31 protein-coding genes and 1 tRNA gene are annotated in these 25,944 nt (G+C 65.5%); 2 read left to right on the top strand and 30 right to left on the bottom strand.

What is annotated here, in order from left to right:
- Positions 1–34: 34 nt before the first annotated feature.
- From AB4850_RS34125 to AB4850_RS34060, 14 genes are all read right to left on the bottom strand, one after another.
- Positions 35–1,243 carry a GGDEF domain-containing protein gene (locus AB4850_RS34125; protein WP_414443761.1) on the bottom strand — a complete coding sequence of 403 codons (1,209 nt, stop codon included), beginning with the start codon at positions 1,241–1,243 and terminating at the stop codon, positions 35–37.
- Between the two features lie 355 nt (positions 1,244–1,598).
- Positions 1,599–2,042, bottom strand: coding sequence for an inner membrane protein YiaA (yiaA, locus tag AB4850_RS34120; RefSeq protein WP_414443760.1), 444 nt, complete (start codon positions 2,040–2,042; stop codon positions 1,599–1,601).
- A 390-nt stretch (positions 2,043–2,432) separates the two neighbouring features.
- Positions 2,433–3,494, bottom strand: coding sequence for a hypothetical protein (locus tag AB4850_RS34115; protein WP_414443759.1), 1,062 nt, complete (start codon positions 3,492–3,494; stop codon positions 2,433–2,435).
- 51 nt (positions 3,495–3,545) lie between these two features.
- Entirely contained in the window at positions 3,546–4,202 is a 657-nt protein-coding gene (locus AB4850_RS34110) for a TerD family protein (protein ID WP_414443758.1), read from the bottom strand.
- Between the two features lie 81 nt (positions 4,203–4,283).
- Positions 4,284–5,297: a DUF475 domain-containing protein gene (locus AB4850_RS34105; protein ID WP_414443757.1), complete on the bottom strand. Its 1,014-nt coding sequence runs from the start codon at positions 5,295–5,297 to the stop codon at positions 4,284–4,286.
- A gap of 45 nt (positions 5,298–5,342) precedes the next feature.
- A complete protein-coding gene (locus AB4850_RS34100; RefSeq protein ID WP_414443756.1) occupies positions 5,343–6,086 on the bottom strand; it encodes a VWA domain-containing protein in 744 nt (247 codons plus the stop codon).
- A gap of 10 nt (positions 6,087–6,096) precedes the next feature.
- Positions 6,097–7,203: a toxic anion resistance protein gene (locus AB4850_RS34095; protein ID WP_414443755.1), complete on the bottom strand. Its 1,107-nt coding sequence runs from the start codon at positions 7,201–7,203 to the stop codon at positions 6,097–6,099.
- 398 nt (positions 7,204–7,601) lie between these two features.
- Positions 7,602–7,677 (bottom strand) — tRNA-Thr (locus tag AB4850_RS34090).
- Between the two features lie 18 nt (positions 7,678–7,695).
- On the bottom strand, positions 7,696–8,208 hold the full coding sequence (locus tag AB4850_RS34085) for a ClpXP protease specificity-enhancing factor (RefSeq protein WP_414443754.1): 513 nt from the start codon (positions 8,206–8,208) through the stop codon (positions 7,696–7,698).
- 75 nt (positions 8,209–8,283) lie between these two features.
- Entirely contained in the window at positions 8,284–8,895 is a 612-nt protein-coding gene (locus tag AB4850_RS34080; RefSeq protein WP_012734444.1) for a glutathione S-transferase N-terminal domain-containing protein, read from the bottom strand.
- A gap of 95 nt (positions 8,896–8,990) precedes the next feature.
- On the bottom strand, positions 8,991–9,740 hold the full coding sequence (locus tag AB4850_RS34075; protein ID WP_414445687.1) for a cytochrome c1: 750 nt from the start codon (positions 9,738–9,740) through the stop codon (positions 8,991–8,993).
- A 31-nt stretch (positions 9,741–9,771) separates the two neighbouring features.
- The gene (locus AB4850_RS34070) at positions 9,772–11,154 is read right to left on the bottom strand and encodes a cytochrome b (protein ID WP_414443753.1); all 1,383 of its coding nucleotides are present in this window, start codon (positions 11,152–11,154) and stop codon (positions 9,772–9,774) included.
- The gene (gene petA / locus AB4850_RS34065) at positions 11,154–11,774 is read right to left on the bottom strand and encodes a ubiquinol-cytochrome c reductase iron-sulfur subunit (protein WP_414443752.1); all 621 of its coding nucleotides are present in this window, start codon (positions 11,772–11,774) and stop codon (positions 11,154–11,156) included. Before petA ends, AB4850_RS34070 begins: the two co-directional genes overlap by 1 nt.
- A gap of 218 nt (positions 11,775–11,992) precedes the next feature.
- Positions 11,993–12,739 carry a Nif3-like dinuclear metal center hexameric protein gene (locus tag AB4850_RS34060; protein WP_414443751.1) on the bottom strand — a complete coding sequence of 249 codons (747 nt, stop codon included), beginning with the start codon at positions 12,737–12,739 and terminating at the stop codon, positions 11,993–11,995.
- A 22-nt stretch (positions 12,740–12,761) separates the two neighbouring features.
- Between AB4850_RS34060 and AB4850_RS34055 the strand changes: the two genes are divergently transcribed.
- Entirely contained in the window at positions 12,762–13,970 is a 1,209-nt protein-coding gene (locus AB4850_RS34055) for a Do family serine endopeptidase (protein ID WP_414443750.1), read from the top strand.
- A gap of 64 nt (positions 13,971–14,034) precedes the next feature.
- Here AB4850_RS34055 and tatC read toward each other — a convergent pair whose 3' ends face one another.
- Genes tatC through tatA form a run of 3 tightly spaced genes read right to left on the bottom strand, consistent with a single transcriptional unit; the run spans position 14,035 to position 15,653 of the window.
- Positions 14,035–14,817 carry a twin-arginine translocase subunit TatC gene (tatC, locus tag AB4850_RS34050; RefSeq protein WP_414443749.1) on the bottom strand — a complete coding sequence of 261 codons (783 nt, stop codon included), beginning with the start codon at positions 14,815–14,817 and terminating at the stop codon, positions 14,035–14,037.
- 44 nt (positions 14,818–14,861) lie between these two features.
- Entirely contained in the window at positions 14,862–15,395 is a 534-nt protein-coding gene (gene tatB, locus AB4850_RS34045; RefSeq protein ID WP_414443748.1) for a Sec-independent protein translocase protein TatB, read from the bottom strand.
- A 24-nt stretch (positions 15,396–15,419) separates the two neighbouring features.
- A complete protein-coding gene (gene tatA, locus AB4850_RS34040; protein ID WP_414443747.1) occupies positions 15,420–15,653 on the bottom strand; it encodes a Sec-independent protein translocase subunit TatA in 234 nt (77 codons plus the stop codon).
- Between tatA and AB4850_RS34035 the strand changes: the two genes are divergently transcribed.
- Positions 15,652–15,900, top strand: a complete 249-nt coding sequence (locus tag AB4850_RS34035) for a hypothetical protein (protein ID WP_414443746.1) — start codon at positions 15,652–15,654, stop codon at positions 15,898–15,900. The two genes, tatA and AB4850_RS34035, sit on opposite strands and share 2 nt — an antisense overlap.
- A gap of 67 nt (positions 15,901–15,967) precedes the next feature.
- Here AB4850_RS34035 and AB4850_RS34030 read toward each other — a convergent pair whose 3' ends face one another.
- From AB4850_RS34030 to AB4850_RS33970, 13 genes are all read right to left on the bottom strand, one after another.
- Positions 15,968–16,375: a DUF4870 family protein gene (locus AB4850_RS34030; protein ID WP_414443745.1), complete on the bottom strand. Its 408-nt coding sequence runs from the start codon at positions 16,373–16,375 to the stop codon at positions 15,968–15,970.
- 48 nt (positions 16,376–16,423) lie between these two features.
- Positions 16,424–16,792 (bottom strand): phosphoribosyl-ATP diphosphatase, encoded by a 369-nt coding sequence (locus tag AB4850_RS34025; RefSeq protein ID WP_206126231.1) that lies wholly within the window; start codon positions 16,790–16,792, stop codon positions 16,424–16,426.
- Positions 16,789–17,211 carry a phosphoribosyl-AMP cyclohydrolase gene (hisI, locus tag AB4850_RS34020; RefSeq protein ID WP_414443744.1) on the bottom strand — a complete coding sequence of 141 codons (423 nt, stop codon included), beginning with the start codon at positions 17,209–17,211 and terminating at the stop codon, positions 16,789–16,791. Before hisI ends, AB4850_RS34025 begins: the two co-directional genes overlap by 4 nt.
- Positions 17,208–17,984 carry an imidazole glycerol phosphate synthase subunit HisF gene (gene hisF / locus AB4850_RS34015; protein ID WP_414443743.1) on the bottom strand — a complete coding sequence of 259 codons (777 nt, stop codon included), beginning with the start codon at positions 17,982–17,984 and terminating at the stop codon, positions 17,208–17,210. Before hisF ends, hisI begins: the two co-directional genes overlap by 4 nt.
- A gap of 100 nt (positions 17,985–18,084) precedes the next feature.
- Positions 18,085–18,840 carry a 1-(5-phosphoribosyl)-5-[(5-phosphoribosylamino)methylideneamino]imidazole-4-carboxamide isomerase gene (gene hisA / locus AB4850_RS34010; protein ID WP_414443742.1) on the bottom strand — a complete coding sequence of 252 codons (756 nt, stop codon included), beginning with the start codon at positions 18,838–18,840 and terminating at the stop codon, positions 18,085–18,087.
- 172 nt (positions 18,841–19,012) lie between these two features.
- Positions 19,013–19,654: an imidazole glycerol phosphate synthase subunit HisH gene (gene hisH / locus AB4850_RS34005; RefSeq protein WP_414443741.1), complete on the bottom strand. Its 642-nt coding sequence runs from the start codon at positions 19,652–19,654 to the stop codon at positions 19,013–19,015.
- Positions 19,651–20,271, bottom strand: coding sequence for a MarC family protein (locus AB4850_RS34000; protein ID WP_414443740.1), 621 nt, complete (start codon positions 20,269–20,271; stop codon positions 19,651–19,653). The genes hisH and AB4850_RS34000 overlap by 4 nt, the downstream gene beginning before the upstream one ends.
- Before the next feature lie 98 nt (positions 20,272–20,369).
- Positions 20,370–20,957: an imidazoleglycerol-phosphate dehydratase HisB gene (hisB, locus tag AB4850_RS33995; protein WP_414443739.1), complete on the bottom strand. Its 588-nt coding sequence runs from the start codon at positions 20,955–20,957 to the stop codon at positions 20,370–20,372.
- A gap of 61 nt (positions 20,958–21,018) precedes the next feature.
- Positions 21,019–22,089: a histidinol-phosphate transaminase gene (gene hisC / locus AB4850_RS33990; RefSeq protein WP_414443738.1), complete on the bottom strand. Its 1,071-nt coding sequence runs from the start codon at positions 22,087–22,089 to the stop codon at positions 21,019–21,021.
- Between the two features lie 224 nt (positions 22,090–22,313).
- A complete protein-coding gene (gene hisD, locus AB4850_RS33985; RefSeq protein WP_414443737.1) occupies positions 22,314–23,642 on the bottom strand; it encodes a histidinol dehydrogenase in 1,329 nt (442 codons plus the stop codon).
- 41 nt (positions 23,643–23,683) lie between these two features.
- Complete coding sequence (gene hisG / locus AB4850_RS33980; protein ID WP_414443736.1) at positions 23,684–24,340, bottom strand: ATP phosphoribosyltransferase; 657 nt, start codon at positions 24,338–24,340, stop codon at positions 23,684–23,686.
- Complete coding sequence (murA, locus tag AB4850_RS33975; RefSeq protein WP_414443735.1) at positions 24,337–25,683, bottom strand: UDP-N-acetylglucosamine 1-carboxyvinyltransferase; 1,347 nt, start codon at positions 25,681–25,683, stop codon at positions 24,337–24,339. Before murA ends, hisG begins: the two co-directional genes overlap by 4 nt.
- 16 nt (positions 25,684–25,699) lie before the next feature.
- Complete coding sequence (locus AB4850_RS33970; protein WP_206126242.1) at positions 25,700–25,939, bottom strand: BolA family protein; 240 nt, start codon at positions 25,937–25,939, stop codon at positions 25,700–25,702.
- Positions 25,940–25,944: the final 5 nt, after the last annotated feature.

Below are 25,944 nucleotides of genomic sequence, written 5' to 3'. Positions count from 1 at the left end.
GCCCGGCGCTCGAACGGACGGGCGGCGCGTGCCGTCAGTCCTGCCCCACCAGCTTCAGCGCGGGTGCGGGCGTGGACGTGGCCATCGTCAGGCTGCCGCCATGCATGCACACCCGGTTGCGGCCCGTGACCTTAGCGTCGTACAGCGCCTGATCGGCGCGCCCGGCCAGTTGCTCGAGCGTCTCGCCGGGCTGCCGGCCCGCCACCCCGCCGCTGGTGCGGTACGAACACAAGCCGGTGGCGGTCGCCACCTCGTGGCGACTCACTTCGTCGCGCAGCCGTTCGGCGATCCGGTACGCATCGGCCATCGTCGTGTTCGGCAGCAGAATCGCGAACTCCTCCCCGCCGAGCCGCCCGAGCGCATCGCCGCCGCGCAGCCGGTTGCGCATCAGCTCGGTGAATTCGCGCAGCACGCAATCGCCGCCCGCGTGTCCGTAGGTATCGTTGATCGCCTTGAAGTGATCGAGATCCACCAGCAGCAGCGACAGCGGCGTGCCGTTGCGCTCGGCCTCCTCCACGCGCGCGCGCGCCACGAACTCGAAGCGCTGCCGCGACAGCGCCCCCGTCAGGAAATCGTGATCGATCACGTGCCGGGCCTCGCGTTGCAGCGAATCGTGCACCAGCAGGATCGCGCACATCGTCATCACCGGCATGATCGCCGCGCCGATGCAGAGCAGGATCACGTTGACCGTGGTGCCCAGCATCGTCACGCTCGACGGGCCGGGCAGCATCATGAAATGGATGCCGCGCACGAGCTGGCTCAGTGCGAACGCGATCGCCAGCGTGGCCGTGGCGAAATACGGGTAGCGCGACTGGCCGGCGCGGCGGCGCAGGATCACGATCGCGGCGATCGCGATGCAGACCCCGGCGGTAAACAGGGTGGAGATCACCACGCGCATCGGAATGCTGTCGACCGCGTAGCGCCAGTAGGTCAGCGCCGGCAGCGTGAGCGCCACCGGCACGGCCAGCCAGAGCCAGCGCACCGGCAGCCGCAGGAAGCGTGCGAAGCCGGCATACAGCATCACGCCCGACAGCACCCACATGCCGTTGGCCACCACCACCGACATCAGGTCGGGCACCATCCCGTGCGCCAGCACCAGCGCGAGCGACGCCGACAACAGCAGGTTCGCGCCGAACCACTCGCGCACGCCGTCCGCCTGGGTGCGAATCAGCGAGCCGAGCAGAACGAGCATCAGAAGCCCGAACATCGCGGTAGTGGCCAGAGCAACGGTGATGGCGGACATGACAGGGGCGTGGATTCAGCGCGTCGATGAGGCTCGCGACGCGCATGCGTTTCAACAGGCGTAGTTCGGAATTTATCAGTTCCGGGAAAAGCAAAATGTGAAATAGGATGGCAGACGCATTGACGGCGACAGCCATCAAGGAATAGTGCCTTCACATCGATCTGGAACGGAATTCGAAGCGGCGCGCGCAGTGCGCATGCGATGGATATGTAAACGTTTAACCCACGGGCGTTTCAATCACGCCCCGACATTCCATCGCATGAGATGCGGCGCATTCTCCTGAAAAATCGCGGCGGGGGCAATACGTCAATACGCCGATATCGAATTGGCCGCCGCGCAATCGCGCCGTGAACGCTTATTCCTGAAGCGGCGAGGCCGGTTCGGCGTCGCGAAAATCGGGGCGCGCGGCCTGAATGTCACGCGTGTTCTTCTGCACCGCGATCGCGCCGAACAGCGACAGCAGGAACGCCATGCCGTAGAAGCCCTTTTCGCTCAGCGCCAGCGTGGCGTTGAACAGGCCGACCGCCAGCAGCAGCACGGCCAGCAGCGTGGAGAACCAGCACAGGCCGTAGTAGATGCCCGTCACGGGCAGCCCTTCGACGCGGTCGCGCACGCTTTTCTGCAGCGACACCGCGGCGAACAGGCCGAACATCAGCACCGTGAAGTAGTAGCCCTTTTCGTTGAGCTGCATGCCCGCGTTCCAGAGCCCGAGCAGGTAGGCGACGATGCCGGCCAGCAAGGCGGCCCAGGATGCGGCGATGAATGCGAAGGACGGTTGCTGCGGAGCGGTTTGATTCATCGTTCGAGGTTCCTGAGTTGTTATTGACGTGCGACGGCGCAGAGCCCGGCACCTCGCGTCGGCCGGCCGACGCGGTTTGAAAGCCGTTGCGGCAAACCAGGCGCCAATCATAATCAAAATACGGGAAAAGGCAATCGATTGAATGCCGATAATCACGCTCGAATCATTCGATTTACGGCGTCAATTCCACAAAACCGGATTAATCCTATTTTCCAAACCCGCCAAAATAAATTCGGCATGACGAGCACACCTCAGGCGGGCACTGCGTTTCACTCGATCTTTCGCCGGGAAAATCAAAATGAATGGGGGCGCCGTCATCGCGAAATTCGGCAATCTCGTGCGGGCCGGCGCAGCGGATCGAAAAATCGGGCCGCCTCTGCCCCGACGGAATCAACCGCGCAATCGCGCCGCATGCGCGGCGGGCAGCACCACGTTCATCAGGTGATCGGCGCGCGACATCAGATCGGTCGCGCGCTCGTCGAGCCCGCTCAACTGCATCGGCTGCATGCGCAACTGCTGGAGCGCCTGCGCGAAGATGCTGCGGCGGTCGTGCAGCGTGCGTTCCAGCCCGGCGTCGTCGGGGATGCGCACCACGTCGGCCACCGCGCTCAGCGCCGCCAGCACCACCACCAGGCCCTCGTCGGCGTGTCGCAGCTTGTCGGCCAGCATCGCCGTGCGGCGCGGGAAGAAGCCGAGCGATTGCTTCAGCGCGCCGAGCGCCGCGCGGTAATCGACCGGCGTGGTCGTGGCCGGCCGGAACCAGCGCTCGAGCATGCCGTCCTTGCGCGTGACCTGGGCGAGCAGGCCCGCCATCAGGTCGGCCGCGTTCAGTTCGCCGAACTCGCGCGTGGTGTCGGCGATCGCCTCGACCAGATCGCCCGATGCCACGAGCGCGGTGTCGCCGATCGTCGCCACCGTGGCCAGACGCGGCGGCAGCAATTGGCGGATGTGGCGCTCGACGCGCGCGCCGTGCTCGGGATAGAGATTCGGATAGGCCGCCCGCGCCGCGTCGAAACAGGCCTGCAACTGCGGATGCTCGGCGTCGCCGAACAGGCTCCTGCCGACCGTTTCGGCGGCAGGCGAACGCGATTCGGCGCGCGGCGACGGCGATGGGCCGAGATCGAGCGCCGCCGGTGCGGGCCGGTCGGTGCGTGCGGGGGGAGCCGGTTGTGGCGCTTGGGCTGATTGAGTCGCTGGTGCCGATTGCGCCGGTCGGGCTGCTTGATCTGATTGCGCTGCTTGAGTCGCTTGCGCCGATTGCGTCGGCCGGACCGCTTGATCTGATTGCGCCGCTCGCGGCAATTCGATCGGCCGCACGCGGTTTTCAGGCGCGCGCGACGCCGGCGCAGCCGCAGCCGGCGCCGGCGCCGCATCGAACAGCGGCCGGCCCGGCTGGCGCGCCGGTTCGGTATCGAAATCGAGCCGTTTCGGCTCCTCGGGAGGGAGGGTCATCGCTACGCCCTGCCCGGCTGGCGGCATCGCCGCGCGCCGGGCTGCCGCCAGTCAGACCGAGCCGCCGTAAGCCTTGACGAAATCGCCGAGGCCCCGGTTGTAGCCCGCGCCGACCGCCTTGAACATGAACTGGCCGTCGCGGCGGTAGAAGCTGCCGACCTGCACCGAGGTTTCCATCGAGAAATCCTCTTCCAGCGCGTACTTGGCGATCACCGCGCCCGTCACTTCGTCGGAAATCTGGATGTAGCTGTTGCGCACCTGGCCGAAGTTCTGGCGGCGCGCTTCCGCCTGGTCGATCGTCACCACGACCGAGATTTCCTCGATGTCCTGGGCCAGCTTGGTGACGTCGATGAAGATCACTTCGTCGTCGCCGCTACCGCTGCCCGTGCGGTTGTCGCCGCTATGCACCACGCCCAGGCACTTCGAGGCCGGCATGCCGCGCTTCGGGAAATCGTCGCCGGGCTGGATGAAGGTTTCCTTGCGGTCCGTCGTGCGCACTTCGGCGTTGTAGAACACGAAATGCTGATCGGAGATCAGACGCGGGCTGTTCTGCTCGTCGTACTTGCAGAGGAACACCGACACGTCGAGATCGAAATCGGCGCCGGTATCCGTCGCGTTCGCATCCCAACCCAGGCCGACGTGAAACTTCTGCGTGCCCGGCGCTTCCTTCGACAGGTTGACCCGGCCGCCTTTCGACAAATTGATCATCTGAACCTCGTTTGTGGAACCCGCCGCAACACCGGCGGCAATGCGGCGCCGCGCAGCGCGCGGGCCAAGGAATGGCTTGTGTCAGTCCGCGCTGCCCGTGCGCGCCTCGCGGCGCTGCACGATGATCGACGACCACACCGCCGCGCCGATCATGGCCGCGCCCACCAGCCCCGTCACGACTTCCGGCACCTCGTACTTCACACCGACGAACATGATCGCCGCCAGTGCGCCGATCGCCCAGAACGCGCCGTGTTCGAGGAAGCGGTATTGCGCGAGCGTGCCCTTCTTGAGCAGCACGAGCGTCATTTCCCGGATGTAGGCCGCGCCCACGCCGAGGCCGAGCGCGATCAGGAAGATGTTGTTGGACAGCGCGAACGCGCCGATCACGCCGTCGAAGCTGAACGACGAATCGAGCACTTCGAGATAGAAGAAGCCGGCCATGCCTTCGCGCACCACGCGCGTGCCGGTATTCTCGCCGCCCACCAGGTCGCCGATGCCGTGCGCGATCACGAAGCCGATCACGCCGAACGCGCCCGCCAGCAGGAAGCTCACCTGCTCGGCGGCCGGCACGTAGAACGACGCGATGATCACGATCGCCAGCGTGAGCGCGACCTCGATCGCCGTGATGCGGCCCAGGTGGCGCATCGGGCCTTCGAGGAAGCCGATCCAGTGCTCGTCCTTGCCGGCATCGAGCATGAACTTGAAGAACACCATCAGCAGGAACGCGCCGCCGAACGCCGACACCTCGTGGTGCGCCGAGACCAGCACCGCCGCATAGCTGTCGGGCGATTCGATCGCCAGCTTCAGCGCGTCGATCAGGCCGATATGGCCGATCACCGCCACGATCAGCAGCGGGAACACCAGCCGCATGCCGAACACGGCCACCGGCAGGCCGAACAGCATGAAGCGCTGACGCCACTTCTCGGACCAGCCCTTGAGCACCGAGGCGTTGACCACCGCGTTATCGAGCGAGAGCGAAATCTCGAGCACGCACAGGACGGCGACGATCAGCATGTCCTTGAAGCCGCCGAGCAGGTACGCCGCGATCAGCGCCAGTACCGTCAGCGACAGCGGGATCTTGAAATCTTTCAACATGATGGAAGGTAGGGGTCCGAAGGAGAAGTGGCCGGCGGGATGCGCTTACTTCGCGCGCACCCACTCGCAGAATTCCGGCGTGATCAGGTGCTCGTAGATCTGCTCGTCGGGCACGTCGAGCGATTCGAGATGAAGGAAGCCCACGTTCGGCATTTCGTCGGCGATCTCTGCCAGGAAGCCGAATTCGTCCGGATCGCCCACGCCGATCAGCGACCAGTAGAGCGGGAAATGCTGCGAATCGGCCAGCAGGCGGCGCACGCGGTCGCGATCCTGCGACGGGTTCTGGCCGTCGGTGATGAACAGCACCCAGGCCGGCAGGTGCGCGCCTTCGGGCGATGCGGCGGGCGCAGCTGGCATGGTGTCTCCACCGCCGAACAGCCGGCTCAGGAAACCGCCGCGTTTCGGCTCGCTCCTCGGTTGCGGGGTGCGGAAGAAGAAATCGACGATATCGCCCATTACCGGCGCGTAGCGCGTGCCGCCCCACTTCTTGATCGGGCCGTTCAGCACGTGCTCGCCGATGTACGAGCCGTAGTTGTCCGGCGTGGCGGTCGGCAGGCGGTCGAAGCCTTCGGTGAAGGTCCAGGTGTCCACTTCGCCGTTGTCGTCGAACTTCAGCGCGATGCCGAGAATACGGTCGTGCGTTTCCTGGATGATGCCCGATTCGTACAGTGGCGCCGCCGAGCCCGACATGTCGAGCGCAGCGCCCACGCGCACCACGGGAGGCGTCAGGAGACGACGTTTTTCCAGAACGATCGCGACCTTGGCCGCGCGTTTTTCCAACGTGATCATGCGATGGGCCTCAGTTGTGCTTCGGTGCGAAACGGGTGATCAGGTCCTGTTCGAGCTGGCGCAGGCGCGGCGCATCCTGTTCGCGCTGGCGCTTGCCCTCGGCGATGATCTTGGTGACGTCGTCGAACGCGCCGAACAGTTGCTGCTGCGCGTATTCGAACGTGTCGGTCGAAATCACCGGACGCTGCGACAGCTTCGCGACTTCCTGCGCGTTCTGGCGGTTGAGGTCCGCCTGCGCGCGGATCGCCTCGTCGGCGGCATCGTAGGTGGCGTTCGCCAATTCGGCCGCGCGCTTGGTGCTCAGTTGTTCGAGGTAGAGCGCGAAGGCGTTGGTCCAGGCCGGGATCAGCACCGTCTTGATGGTGGCGAACTTGGAGGTGAGCGAGCGCTTCTGATCCTGCTCCATGCGGATCTGCGGCGCGAGCTGCTTCGACATCAGCATCGCGCGATCGAGATCGTCGAGCTTCACTTCGAGCGCGTCGACCTTGCGCTTCACGTCGAGCAGGCGCTGCGCGCCGAACGCGTCGTCGGCCTGTTGCTGGCCGGCCGCGAGGTGCGCGCGCAGCGCTTCGAGCGCCGCCGCGCCGTGCGCCCTGGCCTGCGCGAGCTCCTGGTGCAGCGCGTAGTTGTCGTTGTACATGTGCTCGAGGCCGTCGATGCCGGCCTTCTGCTGCTGTGCGTGGCGTTCGAGTTCGGACGTCAGCGTATCCATGCGCTTGCTGACCGATTCATATTGCGCGAACAGCTTTTCCTTCGTCGAACGAAACAGATGCGAGACCTTCGACAGCAGGCCGCCTTTATCCATGCTGCGCGGGTCGAGGCCCTTGGCGGTGGAGATCAGTTCGTTGAGCTTGTCGCCGAATTGATCGGCGTCGGAGGCGCGCACGCTGGCGAGGATCTGCTGCGAGAACCCGGCGATGCGCGTGCCTTGCGCGGCGCCGAGCTGATCGATTTCCTCGATCGACATCAGGCGGTCGAGATCGACGAGCGGTGTGGCCGGCTGCGCGGGCACCACGGCTTGGGCAGGCGCGGGTGTGATCGCAGTGGCTGGAGACGACGACGGGGAAAGGCGCGGGCTGACGGTGGTGGACGGCTTGTCTTCGAACAGCGGCTTCATTTTCTGGTTCCCCGTTTCCCGTGTCGTGCTTCATGGCTGCCCGATTTCGGCAGCATGCCTCGTGCAAATCATCGAATTCCGCGACGCCCGCTCGCGCTCTCTCGCGGCGGTGGAATGCGGACGATAAAGGCCTGAAAGGCTGCCGTCAAGGCCAGGCTTTCGGTTTTCCAATGGATTTGGAGGCGGATTGTCGGGGAGAAGGGTGAAGGGGGCGTGACGGTGGGCGGGTGGGGCGCGGCGGCTGGTGGGGAGGCGCGCGATTGCGGATGCTTGTCTCGATAATGAGGCGGGATTCGAAACGGATGGTTTTCTCTATTCCGTCATTCGTTATTCGCCATTGAAAATGCCGAATAAAAAAAGCGGCCTCCATTGCTGGAGGCCGCTTTTTACTTCTGAACTGGTGCCGGCTGCAGGACTCGAACCCGCCACCTGATGATTACAAATCAACTGCTCTACCAGATGAGCTAAGCCGGCGTAGCCGCAGATTCTACCTCATTTCACGATCTTGAGGCGGGGTCGATTGCTCTTTCCCGCAGCCCCGCCTTCATCGTCCGGCGACGACGCAGGCACGTCCGCGCCTTCCGACGGCTCGTCCGAATCGCGCACCACTTCGGCGATCACCGGCGCGGTGGCAGCCGGCACCGCTTCGTCGGCATCATCCTCTACCGTCGTCTCGCCCGGCTCGTCGGCCGTCAAATCCACCTGGAACGCCATGCCCTGCCCGTTCTCGCGCGCATAGATCGCCAGCACGTTGGCAACCGGCACCTCGAGCTTGTGCGCCTTGCCCGAGAATCGCGCGGTGAATTCGATCCATTCGTTGCCCATCTGCAGCGCGGTGGTCGCCTCGAAGCTGATGTTCAACACGATCTCGCCGTCGCGCACATACTGCCGCGGCACGCGCGTGGAATTGTCGACGCGCACCGCGATGTGCGGCGTGTAACCGTTGTCCGTGCACCATTCGTACAGCGCGCGCAGCAGATACGGCTTCGTGGAAGTCTCTTGCATCACAGTCCTCGTACAAGGCATGCGCGCGGCGGCACTGCCGGGCGCATGCCGATGGCCGCTGGCCGTCAGCCGTTATTAACGACGCATCACCTTTTCCGACGGCGTCAGCGCTTCGATATAGGCCGGACGGCTGAAAATACGCTCGGCGTACTTCATCAGCGGCGCGGCGTTCTTCGACAATTCGATGCCGTAGTGATCCAGGCGCCACAGCAGCGGCGCGATCGCGACGTCGAGCATCGAGAATTCCTCGCCCAGCATGTACTTGTTCTTGACGAAGATCGGCGCGAGTTGCGTCAGGCGGTCGCGGATCGCGAGGCGTGCCTTCTCGTGGTTCTTCTCGGCGGCCTTGCCCTTCTCGTTTTCGAGCGTGCTGACGTGAACGAACAGCTCCTTCTCGAAATTGAGCAGGAACAGGCGCGCACGCGCGCGCTGCACCGGGTCGGCCGGCATCAGTTGCGGGTGCGGGAAGCGCTCGTCGATGTACTCGTTGATGATGTTCGACTCGTACAGGATCAGGTCGCGTTCGACCAGAATCGGCACCTGACCGTACGGATTCATCACGGCGATATCTTCGGGCTTGTTGAACAAGTCCACATCGCGAATCTCGAAGTCCATGCCCTTTTCAAACAGCACCAGCCGGCAGCGCTGGGAGAAAGGACACGTCGTGCCCGAATACAGAACCATCATGATTAACGTTTCCTAATAAAAGCCGAGGGCCGGCACGCAGACAAACCTGCCAGCAGGTTTGCCCTTGCACCGGCCCCACGCCGGTCTTGGCGTGTTTACTTGATATCTTTCCAATACGCGGCGTTAAGCCGCCACGCGAAAAAGGTCAGGATGCCCAGGAACAGCAGCACCCAGACGCCGATGCGTTTGCGCGTTTGCTGTTCGGGTTCGGCCATCCATCCCAGGTACGCGACGAGGTCGGCCACGGCAGCATCATAATCCACCGGCGAGAGCGTTCCTTGCGTGACCTGCGTATAACCGACGAGCTTGCGAACCTTCTCGCCACTCTCCATGTCGGTCGTTTCCTCGTATTTCGGCGTGCGCTGACCCTGCAACTGCCAGAGCACGTGAGGCATGCTGACGTTCTCGAACACCGCATTGTTCCAGCCGGTCGGCCGCGTGTCGTCGCGGTAAAAGCTGCGCAAGTACGTATAGAGCCAATCGCGGCCCCGAGCCCGCGCCTCGACCGAGAGATCGGGCGGGGTTACGCCAAACCAGCGTTTGGCGTCGTCGGGGCGCATCGCGACGCCCATCGTATTGCCGACCTTGTCCGTCGTGAACAGGAGATTCGCCTCGATCTCCTTCTGGGAAATACCCAGATCCGTCAGACGGTTGTAGCGCATCAGGTTCGCGCTATGGCAATTCAGGCAGTAGTTTACAAACAATTGCGCGCCATGTTGCAGGGCAACGAGATTTTCCGCGTTATCGGGCGCCCGGTCGAGCGGAATATTGGCCTCGTCGGCCCGCGCCGCCGCACCGCCCAGCACCAGCCACGCGGCGCCGATCAGCAGCAAGGCCTTCCACATCATCCTGATCATGGTGTTCTCCTCGCTCGCATTAATGGGGCCGGAAAGTGATGCGCTCGGGTGGACGTTTGAACGTGCCGAGCGGGGTCCAGAGCGGCATGCCGAGGAAGAATGCGAAGTAGATCAGCGCGCAGCCCTGCGCGATCAGCGTGCGCGCCGGCGACGGCGGCTGCGTGCCGAGGAACGCGAGCGTCAGGAACGCCAGCACGAAGATGCCGAGGAACACCTTGTGGAACGTCGGCCGGTAGCGGATCGACTTGACCGGGCTGCGGTCGAGCCAGGGCAGGAAGAACAGCGACACCACCGCCGCGCCCATCACCACCACGCCCCAGAACTTCGATTCGGTCAGCCCCATGAACACCACCACGGCGGCGGCCAGCACCGGCAGCCCGAGCCGCCATTTGCCGCGCGCGCGCCACAGCGCGGTTACGCCTAGCAGCGCGATCACCACCATCAGCACGATCTTGAACGGGTCGGTGGTAGCGCGCAGCATCGCGTAGAACGCCGTGAAGTACCACACCGGGGCGATCTCGGGCGGCGTCTGCAGCGGGTTGGCCGGCACGAAGTTGTTGGCTTCGAGGAAATAGCCGCCCATCTCCGGCGCGAAGAACACGATCAGCGCGAAGATCATCAGGAACACGCACACGCCGAAGAAATCGTGCACCGAGTAGTAGGGATGGAACGGGATGCCGTCGAGCGGGATGCCGCGCTCGTCCTTGTGCTCCTTGATCTCGACGCCGTCGGGGTTGTTCGAGCCGACCTCGTGCAGCGCCACCAGGTGCGCGACCACCAGCCCGACCAGCACCAGCGGGATCGCGATCACGTGGAACGCGAAGAAGCGGTTCAGCGTGACGTCGGACACCACGTAATCGCCGCGAATCCACAGCGACAAATCGGGGCCGATGAACGGGATCGCCGAGAACAGGTTGACGATCACCTGCGCGCCCCAGAACGACATCTGCCCCCACGGCAGCAGGTAGCCGAAGAACGCCTCGGCCATCAGGCACAGGAAAATCGCGCAGCCGAAGATCCACACCAGCTCGCGCGGCTTGCGGTACGAGCCGTACAGCAGCCCGCGGAACATGTGCAAATACACCACCACGAAGAACATCGACGCGCCGGTCGAATGCAGGTAGCGGATCAGCCAGCCCCACGGCACCTCGCGCATGATGTACTCGACCGAGGCGAACGCGAGCGTTGCATCGGGCTTGTAGTTCATCGTCAGGAAGATACCGGTGACGATCTGGTTGACGAGCACCAGCAACGCGAGCGAGCCGAAGAAATACCAGAAGTTGAAGTTCTTCGGCGCGTAGTACTCGGTCACATGTTTGCGCAGCGTCGAGGTGAACGGGAAGCGCGCGTCGATCCAGCCGATGAACCCTGTCGTGGAGACATTCTTGTTGTCGGTCGCCATCACGCTTCTCCTTTCTCGTCCTTGCCGATCAAGACCGTGTTGGCCGAGGTGAACATGTAAGGCGGAATATCGAGGTTCTGCGGCGCGGGCTTGTTCTTGAAGACGCGCCCGGCAAGATCGTAGGTCGAGCCGTGACAGGGGCAGAGGAAACCGCCCGGCCAGTCGTCGGGCAGGTTCGGTTGCGGGCCGGGGTTGAAGCGCGAGGTGGGCGTGCAGCCGAGGTGGGTGCACACGGCCATCACGACGAGGATGTTCTTGTGATCGGCGCGCGAGCGGTATTCGTTCTCGCAGTACTCGGGCATCGGCATCGAGTACGTGGCCCGGCTTTGCGGATCGGCCAGCTCCGGGTCGGCCTTCTTGACGTCGGCCAGCATCGCATCGGTGCGGTTCAGGATCCAGACCGGCTTGCCGCGCCACGCCACGGTGACCAGATCGCCCGGCTTGAGGCCGGAGATGTCGACCTCGACCGGCGCACCGGCGGCCTTGGCCTTGGTGGATGGCGCCAGCGAAGCCGCGAACGGGATGACCGTGGCGACACCCCCCACTCCGCTCGCCACGGAGGTCGCAATCAGCCAGGTACGGCGGCCGCTGTCGACGCGTTTCTCTTCTTTATCTCGCATCTCACGCCCCACTTCTGAGTTGGATTCACCGTCATGACTTCGCATATCGCCGATAGTGTGCGCGTTCGGGCTCGGCATTTTCAAGGCCTGAAACCCGATATTGCGCAGAAGTCATTGATCGGCAAGGGTTTTCACCCATCGCCGAACGGTGTTTTTCAATCAGTTATTAAGCGGATGCTTCATAAGTGGAAACGGTGCGCCGCCGCAATTCGGCGGCCTCAGACCGGGTTCGGCACGTCGATGAACGTGTGCTCGAGGCCGAAGTGTTCCGCCAGATGGCGGCCGAGCGCCTGGATGCCGTAGCGCTCGGTGGCATGATGCCCCGCCGCAACGAAGGCCACGCCGCTTTCGGCGGCCGCGTGCGTGACGAATTCGGAGGCTTCGCCGGTCAGGAACACGTCGGCGCCGGCGTCGATGGCCGCGTCGAAATAGCTCTGCGCGCCGCCCGTGCACCAGGCCACCCGGCGCAGCCGCTGATCCATGTCGCCGAGCACGAGCGGCACGCGGCCGAGCGTCTGCTCGACCTTGGCCGCGAAGTGTTCGAGCGAAACGTCCATCGGCAGCGTGGCCAGCCAGCCGAGGTCGTGATCGCCGAAGCGCGTATCGGCGATCAGGCCGAGGCGCTCGCCGAGCTGCGCGTTGTTGCCGAGTTCGGGATGCGCGTCGAGCGGCAGATGGAACGCGAACAGGTTCAGGTCGTTGGCGAGCAGCAGCTTCAGGCGTTGATACTTGCGGCCGGTAATCTGGGGCGCTTCGTTGCGCCAGAAATAGCCGTGGTGCACGAGCACGGCATCGGCGCCCCATTCGAGCGCGCGTTCGAGCAGGGCCACCGAAGCGGTCACGCCGGTGGCGATCCGTTCGATGCGGCGGCGCCCCTCGACCTGCAGGCCGTTCGGGCAGTAGTCCTTGAACCGCGCAATGTCCAGGGTATTGTTCAAGTACAATTCGAGTTCGATCCGGTCCATATATTTCCCCTAATCTCTTCAAATGCTTAGACGCTTCTGGCTGTTCTTCGCTCAGGCTGTGACGGTTCTGCTCGCGCTGATGTTCATCGTCGCGACCCTCAAGCCTCAGTGGTTGCAGCGCCAGGGGCAACTCGGCAAGCAGCTCGCCGCGCCGATCGTGGCCCTGCGCGAAGTCGCACCCGGCGTGGGCGGTGCGCCCGCGCAAGCCTCGTATGCCGATGCGGCGCAAAAGGCGATGCCGGCCGTGGTCAACGTGTTTTCGAGCAAGGATGGTTCGCTGCCGCCCGACCCGCGCGCGAAAGACCCGCTGTTCCGGTATTTCTTCGGCGATCGCAACCCGCGCCACCAACGTGAAGAACCGGCGTCGAACCTGGGCTCCGGCGTTATCGTGAGCCCGGAAGGTTACATTCTAACTAACCAGCACGTCGTCGAAGGCGCCGATCAGATCGAAGTGGCGCTGGCCGACGGCCGCACCTCGACGGCCAAGGTCATCGGCAACGATCCCGAAACCGATCTCGCCGTCCTCAAGATCAACCTGACCAACCTGCCGACCATCACGCTCGGCCGCTCGGACAGGGCGCGCGTCGGCGACGTGGTGCTGGCGATCGGCAACCCGTTCGGGGTGGGCCAGACGGTTACGATGGGGATCATCAGCGCGCTGGGGCGCAATCACCTCGGCATCAACACGTTCGAGAACTTCATCCAGACCGACGCGCCGATCAACCCCGGCAATTCGGGCGGCGCGCTGGTGGACGTGAGCGGCAACCTGCTCGGCATCAACACCGCGATCTACTCGCGCTCGGGCGGCTCGCTCGGCATCGGCTTCGCGATTCCGGTGTCCACGGCGCGCACGGTGCTCGAAAGCATCATCACCAGCGGCGCGGTCACGCGCGGCTGGATCGGCGTCGAGCCGCAGGATCTCACGCCCGAGATCGCCGATTCGTTCGGCCTCGCGCAAAAGTCGGGCGCGATCGTGGCCGGCGTGCTGCAAGGCGGCCCGGCCGACAAGGCCGGCATCAAGCCCGGCGACATCCTGACCACCGTCAACGACGAGCCGATCACCGACACCACCAAGCTGCTCAACACGGTCGCGCAAATCAAACCGGGCACGCCGACCAAGGTGAGCGTGGTGCGCAAGACGCGCAGCTTCGATGTGACGGTAGTGATCGGCAAGCGCCCACCACCGCCGAAACAGGCCTCGGACGATCAGAACAACGAGGAAGAGGAATAAAAAAAGGCAGCCCGCGAGGCTGCCTTTTTTACGTACGCGCCCGGCCGGGCCGGGCTGCCCCGGTTCAACCCGCCGCTTCCGATCCTTCGTCCTTCACGACGCGCTTGTCGCCGATGAAGATGCGCGCCGCGATCAGGCCGACTTCGTAGAGCACGATCAGCGGCAGCGCCAGCATCAACTGCGAGAACACGTCCGGCGGCGTCACCACGGCCGACACGACGAACGCGCCGACGATCACGTAAGGCCGGATTTCCTTGAGCTTCTTGATCGACAGCACGCCCATGCGCACCAGCAGCACCACCACCACCGGTACCTCGAACGTCACGCCGAACGCGAGGAACATGCCGAGCACGAAGCTCACGTAATTATCGATGTCGGTGGTCATCTCCGCGCCGAGCGGCGCGTTGTAGTGCGCCATCACGCGGAAGATGGTGGGAAACACCACGAAGTACGCGAACGCCATGCCGCACAGGAACAGGAAATAGCTGCTGCCGACGAGCGGCATGACGAGCCGCTTCTCGTGCTGGTACAGCCCCGGCGCCACGAAGGCCCAGATCTGGTACAGCACCACCGGCAGCGCGATCACCAGCGCGACGAGCATCGTGACCTTCATCGGCACGAAGAACGAGCCGGTCACGTCGGTGACGATCATCTTGCCGTCGGCCGGCAGGTTCTGCATCAGCGGCCGCGCGAGCAGCCGGAAGATGTCCGGGGCCCAATACACCAGCCCGACGAACACCACGAACACGGCGGCGCCCGCCCGGACCAGGCGGGTGCGCAATTCGACGAGATGGGAAATGAAGGTTTCTTCCCGGGCTTCTTCCGGGTTGTGCAGGGGGTCGCTCACACCGGCCCTCGGTTCGAGTGATGGGCGCGCTTCATTGTGCTGAATCAGAAGAAACGCGTGGGACGGCGCAGGCTGTCGGGCTGATGACGCGCGACGCGCGCGGCGCCCGACTGCACGTGGGTGCGGCGCGTGGTGGCGCGCTTGTACCAGGCGGGCGTCGCCGTCTGCTTGACGCGCCAGTTGCGGCGCTTCGGCGTGAACGTGGTGCTGACCGAGCTGCCCTGCCAGAACGGCGCGGCGCCGTCCGGCTGGACCGAAACCGGCTCCGACGAGGTGCCGGCATCACCGGAAACCGCCGTGCTCCACGCTTCGTTGAGATCCTGCTCGTGCTGCCGCAGGTTGTCGTGAATGGTGTTTTCGACGTTGCGCGCCGCGCTTTCGAAGTCCGTCTTCATGGTGCGCAGCGCATCGAGTTCGATCTCGCGCGTCACCTCGGCCTTCACTTCGTTGATATAGCGCTGCGCGCGCCCGAACAGGGCGCCTGCCGTGCGCGCGACGCGCGGCAAGCGCTCGGGGCCGAGCACCACCAGCGCGACGACGCCGATCAGCGCCATCTTCGAAATACCGAGATCGAGCATCGTGCCGTTTCGTCAGGTCGTGGCTTACGCCTTGTGCGAATCGGACGAGCGCGATGCTTCCTTCGCGTCGACGTCGACTGAACCGTTGCGCGGCAATTGCTGGCCGTCGGCCGACGGTTCGCCTTCCTTCATGCCGTCCTTGAAGCCCTTGACCGCACCGCCCAGATCGCCGCCCAGATTACGCAGCTTCTTGGTGCCGAACACCATCACGACGATCAGCAAAACGATCAGCCAGTGCCAAATACTCAATCCGCCCATGATGCAACTCTCCTCAACCTCGCCGCCAATGGCGGCGTCAACTGCCGGCGGCGCCGGCCTCTTTCCCGAAGCGCGGCGGCACACGATGCGCCGCCACTCCGATCTGCTGATGCGTTCCGTCGACTCTTGTTGTGTTACCGCGCTGCTGCCTTCTGCTGCTTTTGACTGCCTTCACTGCGTGACGACCCGCTTTGAGCCGGCCCGCTTCCAGGAACCCGGCCCGGCGAACCGGCGCGCATGCCGATGATAGACCGCCAAACCGCTCACCGGCCCGAGAATGAATCCGGTCCGGAACCCGGTTTCGCCACCAGGGCTCAGAACCACGCCTTCGGATCGAGCGGTTTCTCGTCGTACAGGTACAGCCAGCCCTTGATGATACGGTACAGGCACCAGATTCCCGCCGCACCAAGAATGAAAAAACCGACCACCACGAACACCAGCAGGAACCCGATCGCCGCCAGGATCAACGCGCGCCAGAACGTGCGGATCTGCCACTCGAAGTGCGCCTGATAATGCGTGCCGACCACATCCTCGCGCTTCACGTAATTGATGATGATCGCCACCAGCGCCGTGAATCCGCCCGTGAAACCCTGCAGCGCATAGAGAGCGTACAGCACATGCGTCAGGGTCTTCAGCGAACGCTCGCGTTCTCCGGCGGACCGGCCACCCGGAAAATTCACCGGCGCCGGTACGCCGCCCGGCTGGACTGATGGTTCGGTCATGATGCTACCCCTCTCAGATGACATGACTGATGCATGCGGCAAGCCCGTTCAGCCGCCGTCGTTTTCCTCGCGTTCGCGGCGCTTGCGCAGCGCCTTTTCCTCGAGGCCGGACAACCCTTCGCGACGCTCCAGCTCGGCCAGCACGTCGGCCGGGCTCAGGTCGAAATGCGACAGCGCCACGAGGCAATGGAACCAGAGATCGGCCACTTCGCCCACCAGCGCGGTGGGTGCGCCACCTTGACGCACGTCCTTGGCGGCCAGCACCACTTCGGTCGCCTCCTCGCCGATCTTCTTGAGCACCGCATCATCGCCCTTGTGGAACAGACGCGACACATAGGATTGCTCGGGATCGCCGCCCTTGCGGCTGTCGATCACGGCCGCGAGGCGCAGCAGCGTGTCGTTGGTGGTTTGCGTCATTTGTAGATGTGCTCGGGATCTTTCAGCACCGGCTCGACGGCGACCCAGTCGCCGGCCTCCGCCGTGCCTTCGAATTTCTGGAAGAAGCAGGAATGACGGCCGGTGTGGCAGGCGATGCCCGACACCTGGTCGATCTTCAGCAGCACGACATCTTCGTCGCAATCGAGGCGCACTTCGTGCACGTGCTGCACGTGCCCCGATTCCTCGCCCTTGAACCACAGACGCTTGCGCGAGCGCGAGTAATACACGGCGCGGCCGGTTTCGACCGTCTTCGCGAGCGCTTCTCGGTTCATCCACGCGAACATCATCACGTCGTTGCTGCCCACTTCCTGGGCGATCACCGGCACCAGGCCGTTGTCGTCCCAGCGCACCTTGTCGAGCCAGGCGGGCAGCGCCGCCGCTTGGGATTTCGTCGTCATGACAGTCTCACCGGAATGCCGCGATCGGCCATGAAGCGCTTGGCTTCGCCGACCGTGTGTTCGCCGTAATGGAAGATGCTCGCCGCGAGCACTGCGTCGGCATGGCCTTCGACGATGCCGTCGGCCAGATGCTGGAGGCCGCCCACGCCGCCCGAGGCGATCACCGGCACCGGCACGGCGTCGGACACGCCGCGCGTGAGCGCCAGGTCGAAACCGGACTTGGTGCCGTCGCGATCCATGCTGGTCAGCAGGATCTCGCCCGCGCCGAGTTCGGCCATCTTGCGCGCCCATTCGATCGCGTCGAGGCCGGTGGCCTTGCGCCCGCCGTGCGTGAACACTTCCCAGCGCGGCGTTTCGCCGTCGGCCGACACGCGCTTGGCGTCGATCGCGACCACGATGCACTGCGAGCCGTACTTGTTCGCCGCGTCGGCCACGAGCTGCGGATTGGCCACGGCCGACGAGTTCATGCTGACCTTGTCCGCGCCGGCGTTCAGCAGGCGCCGCACGTCCTCGACGGCGCGCACGCCGCCGCCGACCGTCAGCGGAATGAACACCTGCGAGGCCACCGCTTCGATGATCGGCAGGATCAGGTCGCGCTGGTCGGAGGTGGCCGTGATGTCGAGGAACGTCAGTTCGTCCGCGCCTTGATCGTCGTAGCGCCGCGCGATTTCGACGGGGTCGCCCGCGTCGCGCAGTTCGACGAAATTGACGCCCTTCACGACGCGCCCGGCGGTGACGTCGAGACAGGGGATGATGCGTTTAGCTAGAGCCATGATGGTGCACGATTGCCGCTGGTAAGGCCGCCCGCGCAGGCGGGCGGCTCGGGCGAGGACGCAGCGCGGCGGCCGGCGGCACGCCGCCCGCGCTCGCGAGTCAGGCGTCGTCGAGTTCGCCGTTCAGTTCGTCGGCACGCTTTTGCGCCACCGAGAAATCGAGATCGCCGGAGTAGATCGCGCGGCCGCAGATCACGCCCTCGATGCCCTCGCTCTCCACGTCGCAAAGCTGCTCGATGTCGTTCAGGTTCGACAGGCCGCCGCTGGCGATCACCGGAATGCCGACCGCTTGCGCGAGCTTCACGGTGGCTTCGATGTTGATGCCCTGGAGCATGCCGTCGCGGCCGATGTCGGTGTAGATGATCGATTCGACGCCGTAATCCTCGAATTTCTGCGCGAGGTCGATCACTTCATGGCCGGTCAGCTTGCTCCAGCCATCGGTGGCAACCTTGCCGTCCTTCGCGTCGAGACCGACGATGATGCTGCCGGCAAACGCGGTGCAGGCATCCTGCAGGAAGCCCGGATCCTTCACGGCGGCGGTGCCGATGATCACGTAGGACAGGCCCGCGTCGAGGTACTTCTCGATCGTCTCGAGGCTGCGGATGCCGCCGCCGAGCTGAACGGGGATCTCGTCGCCGACTTCGGCGAGGATCGCCTCGATCGCCTCGAGGTTCTTCGGCTTGCCCGCGAAGGCACCGTTCAGGTCGACCAGATGCAGACGTCTCGCCCCGAGATCCACCCATTTGCGGGCCATCGCCGCGGGGTCCTCGGAGAAAATCGTCGCCTGGTCCATATCGCCCTGTTTGAGGCGCACACACTGACCGTCTTTAAGATCGATGGCCGGAATCAGCAGCATAGCTATCGGGAGTCGTCTGAAAAAATGGAGGGTTGGCGCGCCGTAACCGGGCCGGGTGAGCCGGGCCGGACGGCGACGCTTGCTAGTTTAGTACAAGTCTTTCAGGGTTTTGACGCCAACGCCCCGCGCGACAGGCATTCGAGGCCCCGCCGGCGTGGCTTCGGCGCGACGTTCACGGTTTCCAGTGGACGAAATTGCGATACAGGCGCAGGCCCACCTCGGCGCTCTTCTCCGGGTGAAATTGGGTCGCGAAGATATTGTCGCGCGCCACCGCCGACACGAACGGCTCGCCGTAGGGTGTTTCGCCGGCCGCATGCGCGCGGTCGGCCGGCACCACGTAGTAGCTGTGCACGAAGTAGAAGAACGCCTCGTCGGGCACGCCGCTCCAGAGCGGATGCGCGAGCGTCTGGCGCACGCGGTTCCAGCCCATCTGCGGGACCTTGTAGCGCGAGCCGTCGTCCTGCAGCTGGCCGGCCAGATCGAAGCGCAGCACCTTGCCCGGCAGCAGGCCGAGGCCCGGCGTGTCGCCCTCGGCGCTCCAGTCGAACAGCATCTGCTCGCCCACGCACACGCCGAGCAGCGGCTTGCTGCGCGAGGCCTCGATCACGGCCTCCTGCAGGCCCGATTCACCGAGGCAGCGCATGCAGTCGGGCATCGCGCCCTGGCCCGGCAACACCACCCTGTCGGCCGCGCGGATCTGCTCGGGGCGATCGACGATCGCTACCTCGGCCAGCGGCTCCGCCTTCATCAGCGCCTGGGCCACCGAACGCAGGTTGCCCATCCCATAATCCACAATCGCAATCGAAGTTTTCATTTCAGTGCAGGCAGTAACGCCTTCAGTCCGTCGACGATGAATTCCACCGCCAGCGCCGACAGCATCAATCCCATCAGCCGCGTCGCAATATTAATGCCGGTGCGGCCGATCCAGTTCGCGATCGGCTCGGCGAGCCGCATCGCGACGAAACAGAGGCCCGCGATCACCGCGCCGATCGCGATCAGCCAGAGCCGCTCGTACCAGTGCGCGGCGTTGGCCGAATAGATGATCACCGTGCTGATCGAGCCGGGGCCGGTCAGCAGCGGAATCGCGAGCGGCACCACGGCGATGCTGTTCTTCGATTCCGCCTCGTCGCGCTCCTCGGGCGTGGAGCGGGCGTTGCCCATCTGCGCGTTCAGCATGTTGATCGCCATCAGCAGCATGATGATGCCGCCGCCCACTTCGAGCGAGCCGACCGAAATCCCGAAGAAGTGGATGATCTGCTGCCCGAGCAGCGTGGTCACCACGATCACGCAGAACACCGAAACCGCCGCCACGCGCACCGTCCGGCGCCGTTCGTCGTCGCTTTGCGACGCCGTCAGGCTCAGGAAGAACGGCACCGCGCCGAGCGGGTTGATCAGCGCGAGCAGCGAGATGAACGATTTGAGCAGATCCATGTGCGGGTCGTGCGGGACGTGCAGCCTCGTCGGCGGCGTGCCGGCACGCGGGGCGCCCCTGCTTCAGCCGCGCCGCCGCGCACCGGGCGGGTTCTCGATCAGAGGCTGCCCTTGGTCGACGGAATCTGGCCGGCCGCGCGCGCATCGAGCTCGGTCGCCATCCGCAGCGCGCGACCGAACGCCTTGAACACGGTCTCGAGCTGATGGTGCGCGTTGATGCCGCGCAGATTGTCGATATGGAGCGTGACGCCGGCGTGGTTCACGAAGCCGCGGAAGAATTCGATCGACAGATCGACATCGAACGTGCCGATCCGTGCGCGCGTGAACGGCACGTGGAATTCGAGGCCCGGACGGCCCGAGAAATCGATCACGACGCGCGACAGCGCCTCGTCGAGCGGCACGTAGGCATGGCCGTAGCGGCGGATGCCCTTCTTGTCGCCGACGGCCTTGGCGATCGCCTGGCCGAGCGTGATGCCGACGTCTTCCACCGTGTGGTGGTCGTCGATATGCGTGTCGCCGTGCGCTTCGATGTCGAGATCGATAAGACCATGGCGCGCGATCTGGTCGAGCATATGGTCGAGGAACGGCACGCCGGTCGCCAGCTTCTGCTGGCCGGTGCCGTCGAGATTGATCGACGCACGGATCTGCGTTTCGCTCGTATTGCGAACGACTTCCGCCACACGCATGGTGATTCCTTGAAATGGCTGGGTAAAGGGGGCTGGAAGGTACCGGCGGCGGGCGGTCCGCTCAGCACAGCACCTGTTGCAACGCCGCGAGCAGCGCGCGGTTCTCGTCAGGAGAACCAACCGTCAGCCGTACGCAATTGGCGAGCAACGGATGCATTTTACTCACGTTTTTAATCAAGACCCGCTCGGTCAGCAGCGTATCGAACACGGCGGCGGCGTCCGGCACCCGCACCAGCACGAAATTGCCGGCGCTCGGGAACACGGTCGTGCCGGGCAGCGCGGCCACCGCCGCCATCAATTGCTCGCGGGCGGCACGCAATTCGGCGGCCTGCGCGTCGAGCACATCGAGGTGATCGAGCAGGTAATCGACGGCCGCCTGGGTCAGCACGTTGACGTTGTAAGGCGGGCGGACCTTGTCGAATTCCGCCAGCCAGCGCGGCGCGCCGGCCAGATAGCCGAGCCGGACACCCGCCAGGCCCAGCTTCGACAGCGTGCGCATGACCACCACGTTGTCGAACGCCGGTACCCGCGCGAGCCAACTGCGGCCGGCGAACGGCTGGTAGGCCTCGTCGATCACGACCAGGCTGCCGGTGGCGGCGGCGACGATCCGCTCGATGTCCGCGTCGGCGAACAGCGTGCCGGTAGGGTTGTTCGGGAACGCGAGGTGGATCAGCGCGGGACGGTGCGCGGCGATCGCCGCGAGCATCGCGTCGATATCGAGGGACATATCCTCGCGCAGCGGCACGCCGACGAAATCGAGCCCGGCGAAACGCGCGTACTGCTCGACCATCACGAAACCCGGCACCGGCATCAGCACCGAAGCGCCCGGCTTGGCGCAGGCCACGCAGAGAATGTTGATCAATTCGTCGGAGCCGTTGCCGAGCATCAGTTCGCAACCGGCCGGCACGGCCATCGCGGCGCGCAGCTTGTCGAGCAGCGCGGCCGGCCGCGGGGCCGGATAGCGGTTCAGCGCGACCTGCGCCAGATGCGCGCCGAGCCCGGCCGCCAGCGGCGCCGGCAACGTGTACGGGTTCTCCATCGCGTCGAGCTTCACGAAGCCGGTGGCGTCCGGCACCGGATAGCTCGTCATCGCGAGCACGTCGGGGCGAATGATGTCTTGTGGCGTCGTCATGATGTGCGCGGCGTGCGGCGCGCCGCCCTGTCTGCCTGGGGCCGCGCGGGAATCGGCGCGCGTTCCGGGGGGGTTGCGGATCTTGTGGTGATTGCGGTGATTGCGGTTGTTGCCGATCGGACGGGACGGGCGAATCGCTCACCGGCCTCGGCCCGTCGGCGCCGGCGCATCGAGCACGGCGAGCGCCGCGCCGCCGGGCCGGCCGGCGCGACTGCGCAACGGCGTCAGTGGTTGCCGTGGTTGCGCATCCGGTATTCGGCCGCGCGGGCGTGGGCCTGCAGGCCTTCGCCGTAGGCGAGTTCCGAGGCGATCTCGCCGAGCGTCTGCGCGCCATCGGCGCTGACTTCGATCAGGCTCGAACGCTTGATGAAATCGTAGACGCCGAGCGGCGACGAGAAGCGCGCCGTGCGCGAGGTCGGCAGCACGTGGTTCGGGCCGGCGCAGTAATCGCCGAGACTTTCGCTGGTGTAGCGGCCCAGGAAGATCGCGCCGGCGTGGCGGATATGCTTGCCCCACTGCTGCGGTTCGAGCGCCGAAATCTCCAGGTGCTCGGGCGCGATATCGTTGGCGATACGGCAGGCCTCCGCCATGTCGCGCACCTTGATCAGCGCGCCGCGGCCTTCCAGCGAGGCGCGAATCACGGCCTCGCGCGGCATGGTCGGCAGCAGTTCGACGATCGCCTTCTCGACACGCTCGATGAAGGCGGCATCGGGACACAACAGGATCGACTGCGCGAGTTCGTCGTGCTCGGCCTGCGAGAACAGGTCCATCGCGACCCAGTGCGGATCGGTGGTGCCGTCGCAAATCACGAGGATTTCGGACGGGCCGGCGATCATGTCGATGCCGACCGTGCCGAACACGCGGCGCTTGGCCGACGCCACGTAGGCGTTGCCGGGGCCGCAGATCTTGTCGACGGCCGGCACCGTGGCGGTGCCGTAGGCCATCGCGGCCACGGCCTGCGCGCCGCCGATCGTAAACACGCGATCGACGCCGCCGAGATACGCCGCAGCCAGCACCAGGTCGTTGACCACGCCGTCCGGGGTCGGCACCACCATGACGATTTCACCCACGCCGGCCACCCGCGCCGGAATCGCGTTCATCAGCACCGACGACGGATAGGCCGCCTTGCCGCCCGGCACGTAGAGGCCGACGCGGTCGAGCGGCAGGACCTTCTGGCCGAGCACCGTGCCATCGGATTCGGTGTATTGCCAGCTATGGCTGCCGCACTCGATCTTCTGCTTCTCGTGATAGCCGCGCACGCGGGCGGCGGCCGCCTCGAGCGCCGCGCGGCGCTTCGGCTCGAGCCCTTCGAGCGCCGCTTCCAGCATGTCTTGGCGCAGCTCGAGCGCGGCCACGCTGGTGGCGTTCAGGCGATCGAAGCGGTTCGTGTAATCGAGCACCGCGGCGTCGCCGCGCGCCTTCACGTCGGCCAGGATGCCGGCGACCGAGCGTTCGATCGCCTCGTCCTCGCCCGCCTCGAAGGCGAGCACCGCGCGCAGGTCGGCGTGGAAGCCGTCGTTGCTGGAATCGAGCTTGCGAATCTTGATGGACATGATGCTTTCCGTTCGGGTAATGCGCCGGGGGCCTGAACGCGTCAGGCCGCGACCTGCTTTGACGCGCGTTCGAACGCGTCGAGAATCGGCTTCAGCGCGGCGCGCTTCAGTTTGAGCGCGGCCTGATTCACCACGAGGCGCGACGAAATCGGCATGATTTCCTCGACCTCGACCAGATTGTTGGCTCGCAGCGTGCCGCCCGAGCTGACCAGGTCGACGATCGCGTCGGCCAGGCCGACCAGCGGCGCCAGCTCCATCGAGCCGTACAGCTTGATCAGGTCGACGTGCACGCCCTTCGCGGCGAAATGCTCGCGCGCCACCTGGGTGTACTTGGTCGCCACGCGCAGCCGCGCGCCCTGGCGCACCGCGTTGACGTAGTCGAAGCCGGCCTGCACCGCCACCGACATGCGGCAGCGCGCGATGTTCAGGTCGATCGGCTGATAGAGCCCGCCGCCGCCGTGCTCGATCAGCACGTCCTTGCCCGCCACGCCGAAATCGGCCGCGCCGTATTCGACATAGGTGGGCACGTCGGTGGCGCGCACGATGATCACGCGCACGTTCGGATCGTTGGTCGGCAGAATCAGCTTGCGCGACGATTCCGGATCCTCGGTCACTTCGATGCCCGCGGCCGCCAGCAGCGGCACGGTTTCCTCGAAGATGCGCCCTTTCGACAGCGCGAGGGTCAGCGGTGCGTTCATGCGGGACTCCCGGTGAGGCGGCGCACGTCGGCGCCCACTGCGTTCAGCTTGGTTTCCATCCGATCATAGCCGCGATCGAGATGGTAAATGCGGTCGATCACGGTCTCGCCGTCGGCGCACAGGCCGGCGATCACGAGGCTCGCGGAGGCGCGCAGGTCGGTGGCCATCACGTTCGCGCCGGACAGGCGCGGCACGCCGGTCACGAGCGCGGTGTTGCCGTCCACCACGATGTCCGCGCCGAGCCGGTTCAGCTCCTGCACGTGCATGAAACGGTTCTCGAAGATGGTTTCGACCACGTGCGCGGTGCCCGAGGCGACCGCGTTCAGCGTCATGAACTGCGCCTGCATGTCGGTCGGGAACGCGGGGTATTCCGAGGTGCGGATCGCGACCGCGCTAGGGCGGCCGTCCATGGTCACGCGCAGCGTGTCGGCGCGCTCGTCGAGCACGGCGCCGGTGTCGCGCAACTTGCCGAGCACCGCGTCGAGCAGGTGCGCGCGCATGCCGCGCAGCGTGACATCGCCGCCGGCCGCCGCCACCGCGCACAGGAACGTGCCGGCCTCGATGCGGTCGGGCACCACGGCGTGGCTCGCGCCATGCAGGCGCTCGACGCCCTGGATCGTCAGGCAATCGGTGCCGATGCCGCCGATCTTCGCGCCCATCGCCACCAGCAGGTTCGCGAGGTCGGTCACTTCGGGTTCGCGCGCGGCGTTCTCGATGACGGTTTCGCCGTCGGCCAGCGCCGCGGCCATCAGCAGGTTCTCGGTGCCCGTCACGGTGATCATGTCGGTGACGATGCGCGCGCCCTTCAGGCGCGTCGCGCGGGCCTCGATGTAACCATGCTCGATGGTGATCTCGGCGCCCATCGCCTGCAGGCCCTTGATGTGCTGGTCCACCGGCCGCGCACCGATCGCGCAGCCGCCCGGCAGCGACACCTTGGCGTAGCCGAAGCGCGCCACCAGCGGGCCGAGCACCAGGATCGAGGCGCGCATGGTCTTGACCAGCTCGTACGGCGCGACCGGCTCGGTCACGTCGGCGGCGTCGAGCACCACGCGCGCGCCGTCCACCTCGCTCTTCACGCCCATGCCGGCCAGCAGCGCGAGCATGGTGCGCACGTCCTGCAGATCCGGCACGTTGTCGAGCACGAGCGGCTCGGCGCTGAGCAGGCTTGCACAAAGGATGGGCAGCGCGGCGTTCTTCGCCCCCGACACCTGGATTTCGCCGACCAGCCGCCGGCCGCCGGTCATCACGAGCTGTTCGCCGTGCGCCTGCCCGATCCGGGCCACGGCCGGGCTCGCGGTCGCGACGTGTCTGACCGCGTCGCGTTCGTTTACTGAAACTTGCACGAAGTTCGTCCGTTCTTTATGCGTTCTGCCATTCGGCGGGCGTCAGCGTCTTCATGCTGAGCGCGTGGATTTCCTGCTTCATGCGGTCGCCGAGCGCCGCATAGACGAGCTGATGGCGCTGGATCAGCCGCTTGCCGTCGAATTCGGCCGACACGATGGTCGCGAAGAAATGCTGGCCGTCGCCTTCGACTTCCAGATGCGAGCAGACGAGACCACCCGCGATGTATTGCTTGACCTGTTCGGGAGTCGGCAACATGAGAA

Origin of the sequence: Burkholderia sp. 22PA0106 (genome assembly GCF_047497155.1) — a bacterium.
GTDB lineage: Bacteria > Pseudomonadota > Gammaproteobacteria > Burkholderiales > Burkholderiaceae > Burkholderia.
Note: the sequence above shows the minus strand (reverse complement) of the source record. Positions and strands in the feature narration are given on the sequence as shown.

What these genes read in the sequence shown, in the direction of transcription:
- tatA (WP_414443747.1), bottom strand. Translation starts at nt 15,653, where the DNA reads ATGGGCGGATTGAGTATTTGGCACTGGCTGATCGTTTTGCTGATCGTC.
- AB4850_RS34035 (WP_414443746.1), top strand. Translation starts at nt 15,652, where the DNA reads ATGATGCAACTCTCCTCAACCTCGCCGCCAATGGCGGCGTCAACTGCC.
- AB4850_RS34025 (WP_206126231.1), bottom strand. Translation starts at nt 16,792, where the DNA reads ATGACGCAAACCACCAACGACACGCTGCTGCGCCTCGCGGCCGTGATC.
- hisH (WP_414443741.1), bottom strand. Translation starts at nt 19,654, where the DNA reads ATGAAAACTTCGATTGCGATTGTGGATTATGGGATGGGCAACCTGCGT.
- AB4850_RS34115 (WP_414443759.1), bottom strand. Translation starts at nt 3,494, where the DNA reads ATGACCCTCCCTCCCGAGGAGCCGAAACGGCTCGATTTCGATACCGAA.
- hisF (WP_414443743.1), bottom strand. Translation starts at nt 17,984, where the DNA reads ATGGCTCTAGCTAAACGCATCATCCCCTGTCTCGACGTCACCGCCGGG.
- hisC (WP_414443738.1), bottom strand. Translation starts at nt 22,089, where the DNA reads ATGACGACGCCACAAGACATCATTCGCCCCGACGTGCTCGCGATGACG.
- hisB (WP_414443739.1), bottom strand. Translation starts at nt 20,957, where the DNA reads ATGCGTGTGGCGGAAGTCGTTCGCAATACGAGCGAAACGCAGATCCGT.
- petA (WP_414443752.1), bottom strand. Translation starts at nt 11,774, where the DNA reads ATGCGAGATAAAGAAGAGAAACGCGTCGACAGCGGCCGCCGTACCTGG.
- hisD (WP_414443737.1), bottom strand. Translation starts at nt 23,642, where the DNA reads ATGTCCATCAAGATTCGCAAGCTCGATTCCAGCAACGACGGCTTCCAC.
- AB4850_RS34095 (WP_414443755.1), bottom strand. Translation starts at nt 7,203, where the DNA reads ATGAAGCCGCTGTTCGAAGACAAGCCGTCCACCACCGTCAGCCCGCGC.
- yiaA (WP_414443760.1), bottom strand. Translation starts at nt 2,042, where the DNA reads ATGAATCAAACCGCTCCGCAGCAACCGTCCTTCGCATTCATCGCCGCA.
- AB4850_RS34000 (WP_414443740.1), bottom strand. Translation starts at nt 20,271, where the DNA reads ATGGATCTGCTCAAATCGTTCATCTCGCTGCTCGCGCTGATCAACCCG.
- AB4850_RS34080 (WP_012734444.1), bottom strand. Translation starts at nt 8,895, where the DNA reads ATGATGGTTCTGTATTCGGGCACGACGTGTCCTTTCTCCCAGCGCTGC.
- AB4850_RS34100 (WP_414443756.1), bottom strand. Translation starts at nt 6,086, where the DNA reads ATGATCACGTTGGAAAAACGCGCGGCCAAGGTCGCGATCGTTCTGGAA.
- tatB (WP_414443748.1), bottom strand. Translation starts at nt 15,395, where the DNA reads ATGCTCGATCTCGGTATTTCGAAGATGGCGCTGATCGGCGTCGTCGCG.
- AB4850_RS34075 (WP_414445687.1), bottom strand. Translation starts at nt 9,740, where the DNA reads ATGTGGAAGGCCTTGCTGCTGATCGGCGCCGCGTGGCTGGTGCTGGGC.
- AB4850_RS34125 (WP_414443761.1), bottom strand. Translation starts at nt 1,243, where the DNA reads ATGTCCGCCATCACCGTTGCTCTGGCCACTACCGCGATGTTCGGGCTT.
- AB4850_RS34110 (WP_414443758.1), bottom strand. Translation starts at nt 4,202, where the DNA reads ATGATCAATTTGTCGAAAGGCGGCCGGGTCAACCTGTCGAAGGAAGCG.
- AB4850_RS34085 (WP_414443754.1), bottom strand. Translation starts at nt 8,208, where the DNA reads ATGCAAGAGACTTCCACGAAGCCGTATCTGCTGCGCGCGCTGTACGAA.
- AB4850_RS34105 (WP_414443757.1), bottom strand. Translation starts at nt 5,297, where the DNA reads ATGTTGAAAGATTTCAAGATCCCGCTGTCGCTGACGGTACTGGCGCTG.
- AB4850_RS34060 (WP_414443751.1), bottom strand. Translation starts at nt 12,739, where the DNA reads ATGGACCGGATCGAACTCGAATTGTACTTGAACAATACCCTGGACATT.
- AB4850_RS34070 (WP_414443753.1), bottom strand. Translation starts at nt 11,154, where the DNA reads ATGGCGACCGACAACAAGAATGTCTCCACGACAGGGTTCATCGGCTGG.
- hisI (WP_414443744.1), bottom strand. Translation starts at nt 17,211, where the DNA reads ATGACGACGAAATCCCAAGCGGCGGCGCTGCCCGCCTGGCTCGACAAG.
- AB4850_RS33970 (WP_206126242.1), bottom strand. Translation starts at nt 25,939, where the DNA reads ATGTTGCCGACTCCCGAACAGGTCAAGCAATACATCGCGGGTGGTCTC.
- AB4850_RS34055 (WP_414443750.1), top strand. Translation starts at nt 12,762, where the DNA reads ATGCTTAGACGCTTCTGGCTGTTCTTCGCTCAGGCTGTGACGGTTCTG.
- AB4850_RS34030 (WP_414443745.1), bottom strand. Translation starts at nt 16,375, where the DNA reads ATGACCGAACCATCAGTCCAGCCGGGCGGCGTACCGGCGCCGGTGAAT.
- hisG (WP_414443736.1), bottom strand. Translation starts at nt 24,340, where the DNA reads ATGAACGCACCGCTGACCCTCGCGCTGTCGAAAGGGCGCATCTTCGAG.
- hisA (WP_414443742.1), bottom strand. Translation starts at nt 18,840, where the DNA reads ATGCTGCTGATTCCGGCCATCGATCTTAAAGACGGTCAGTGTGTGCGC.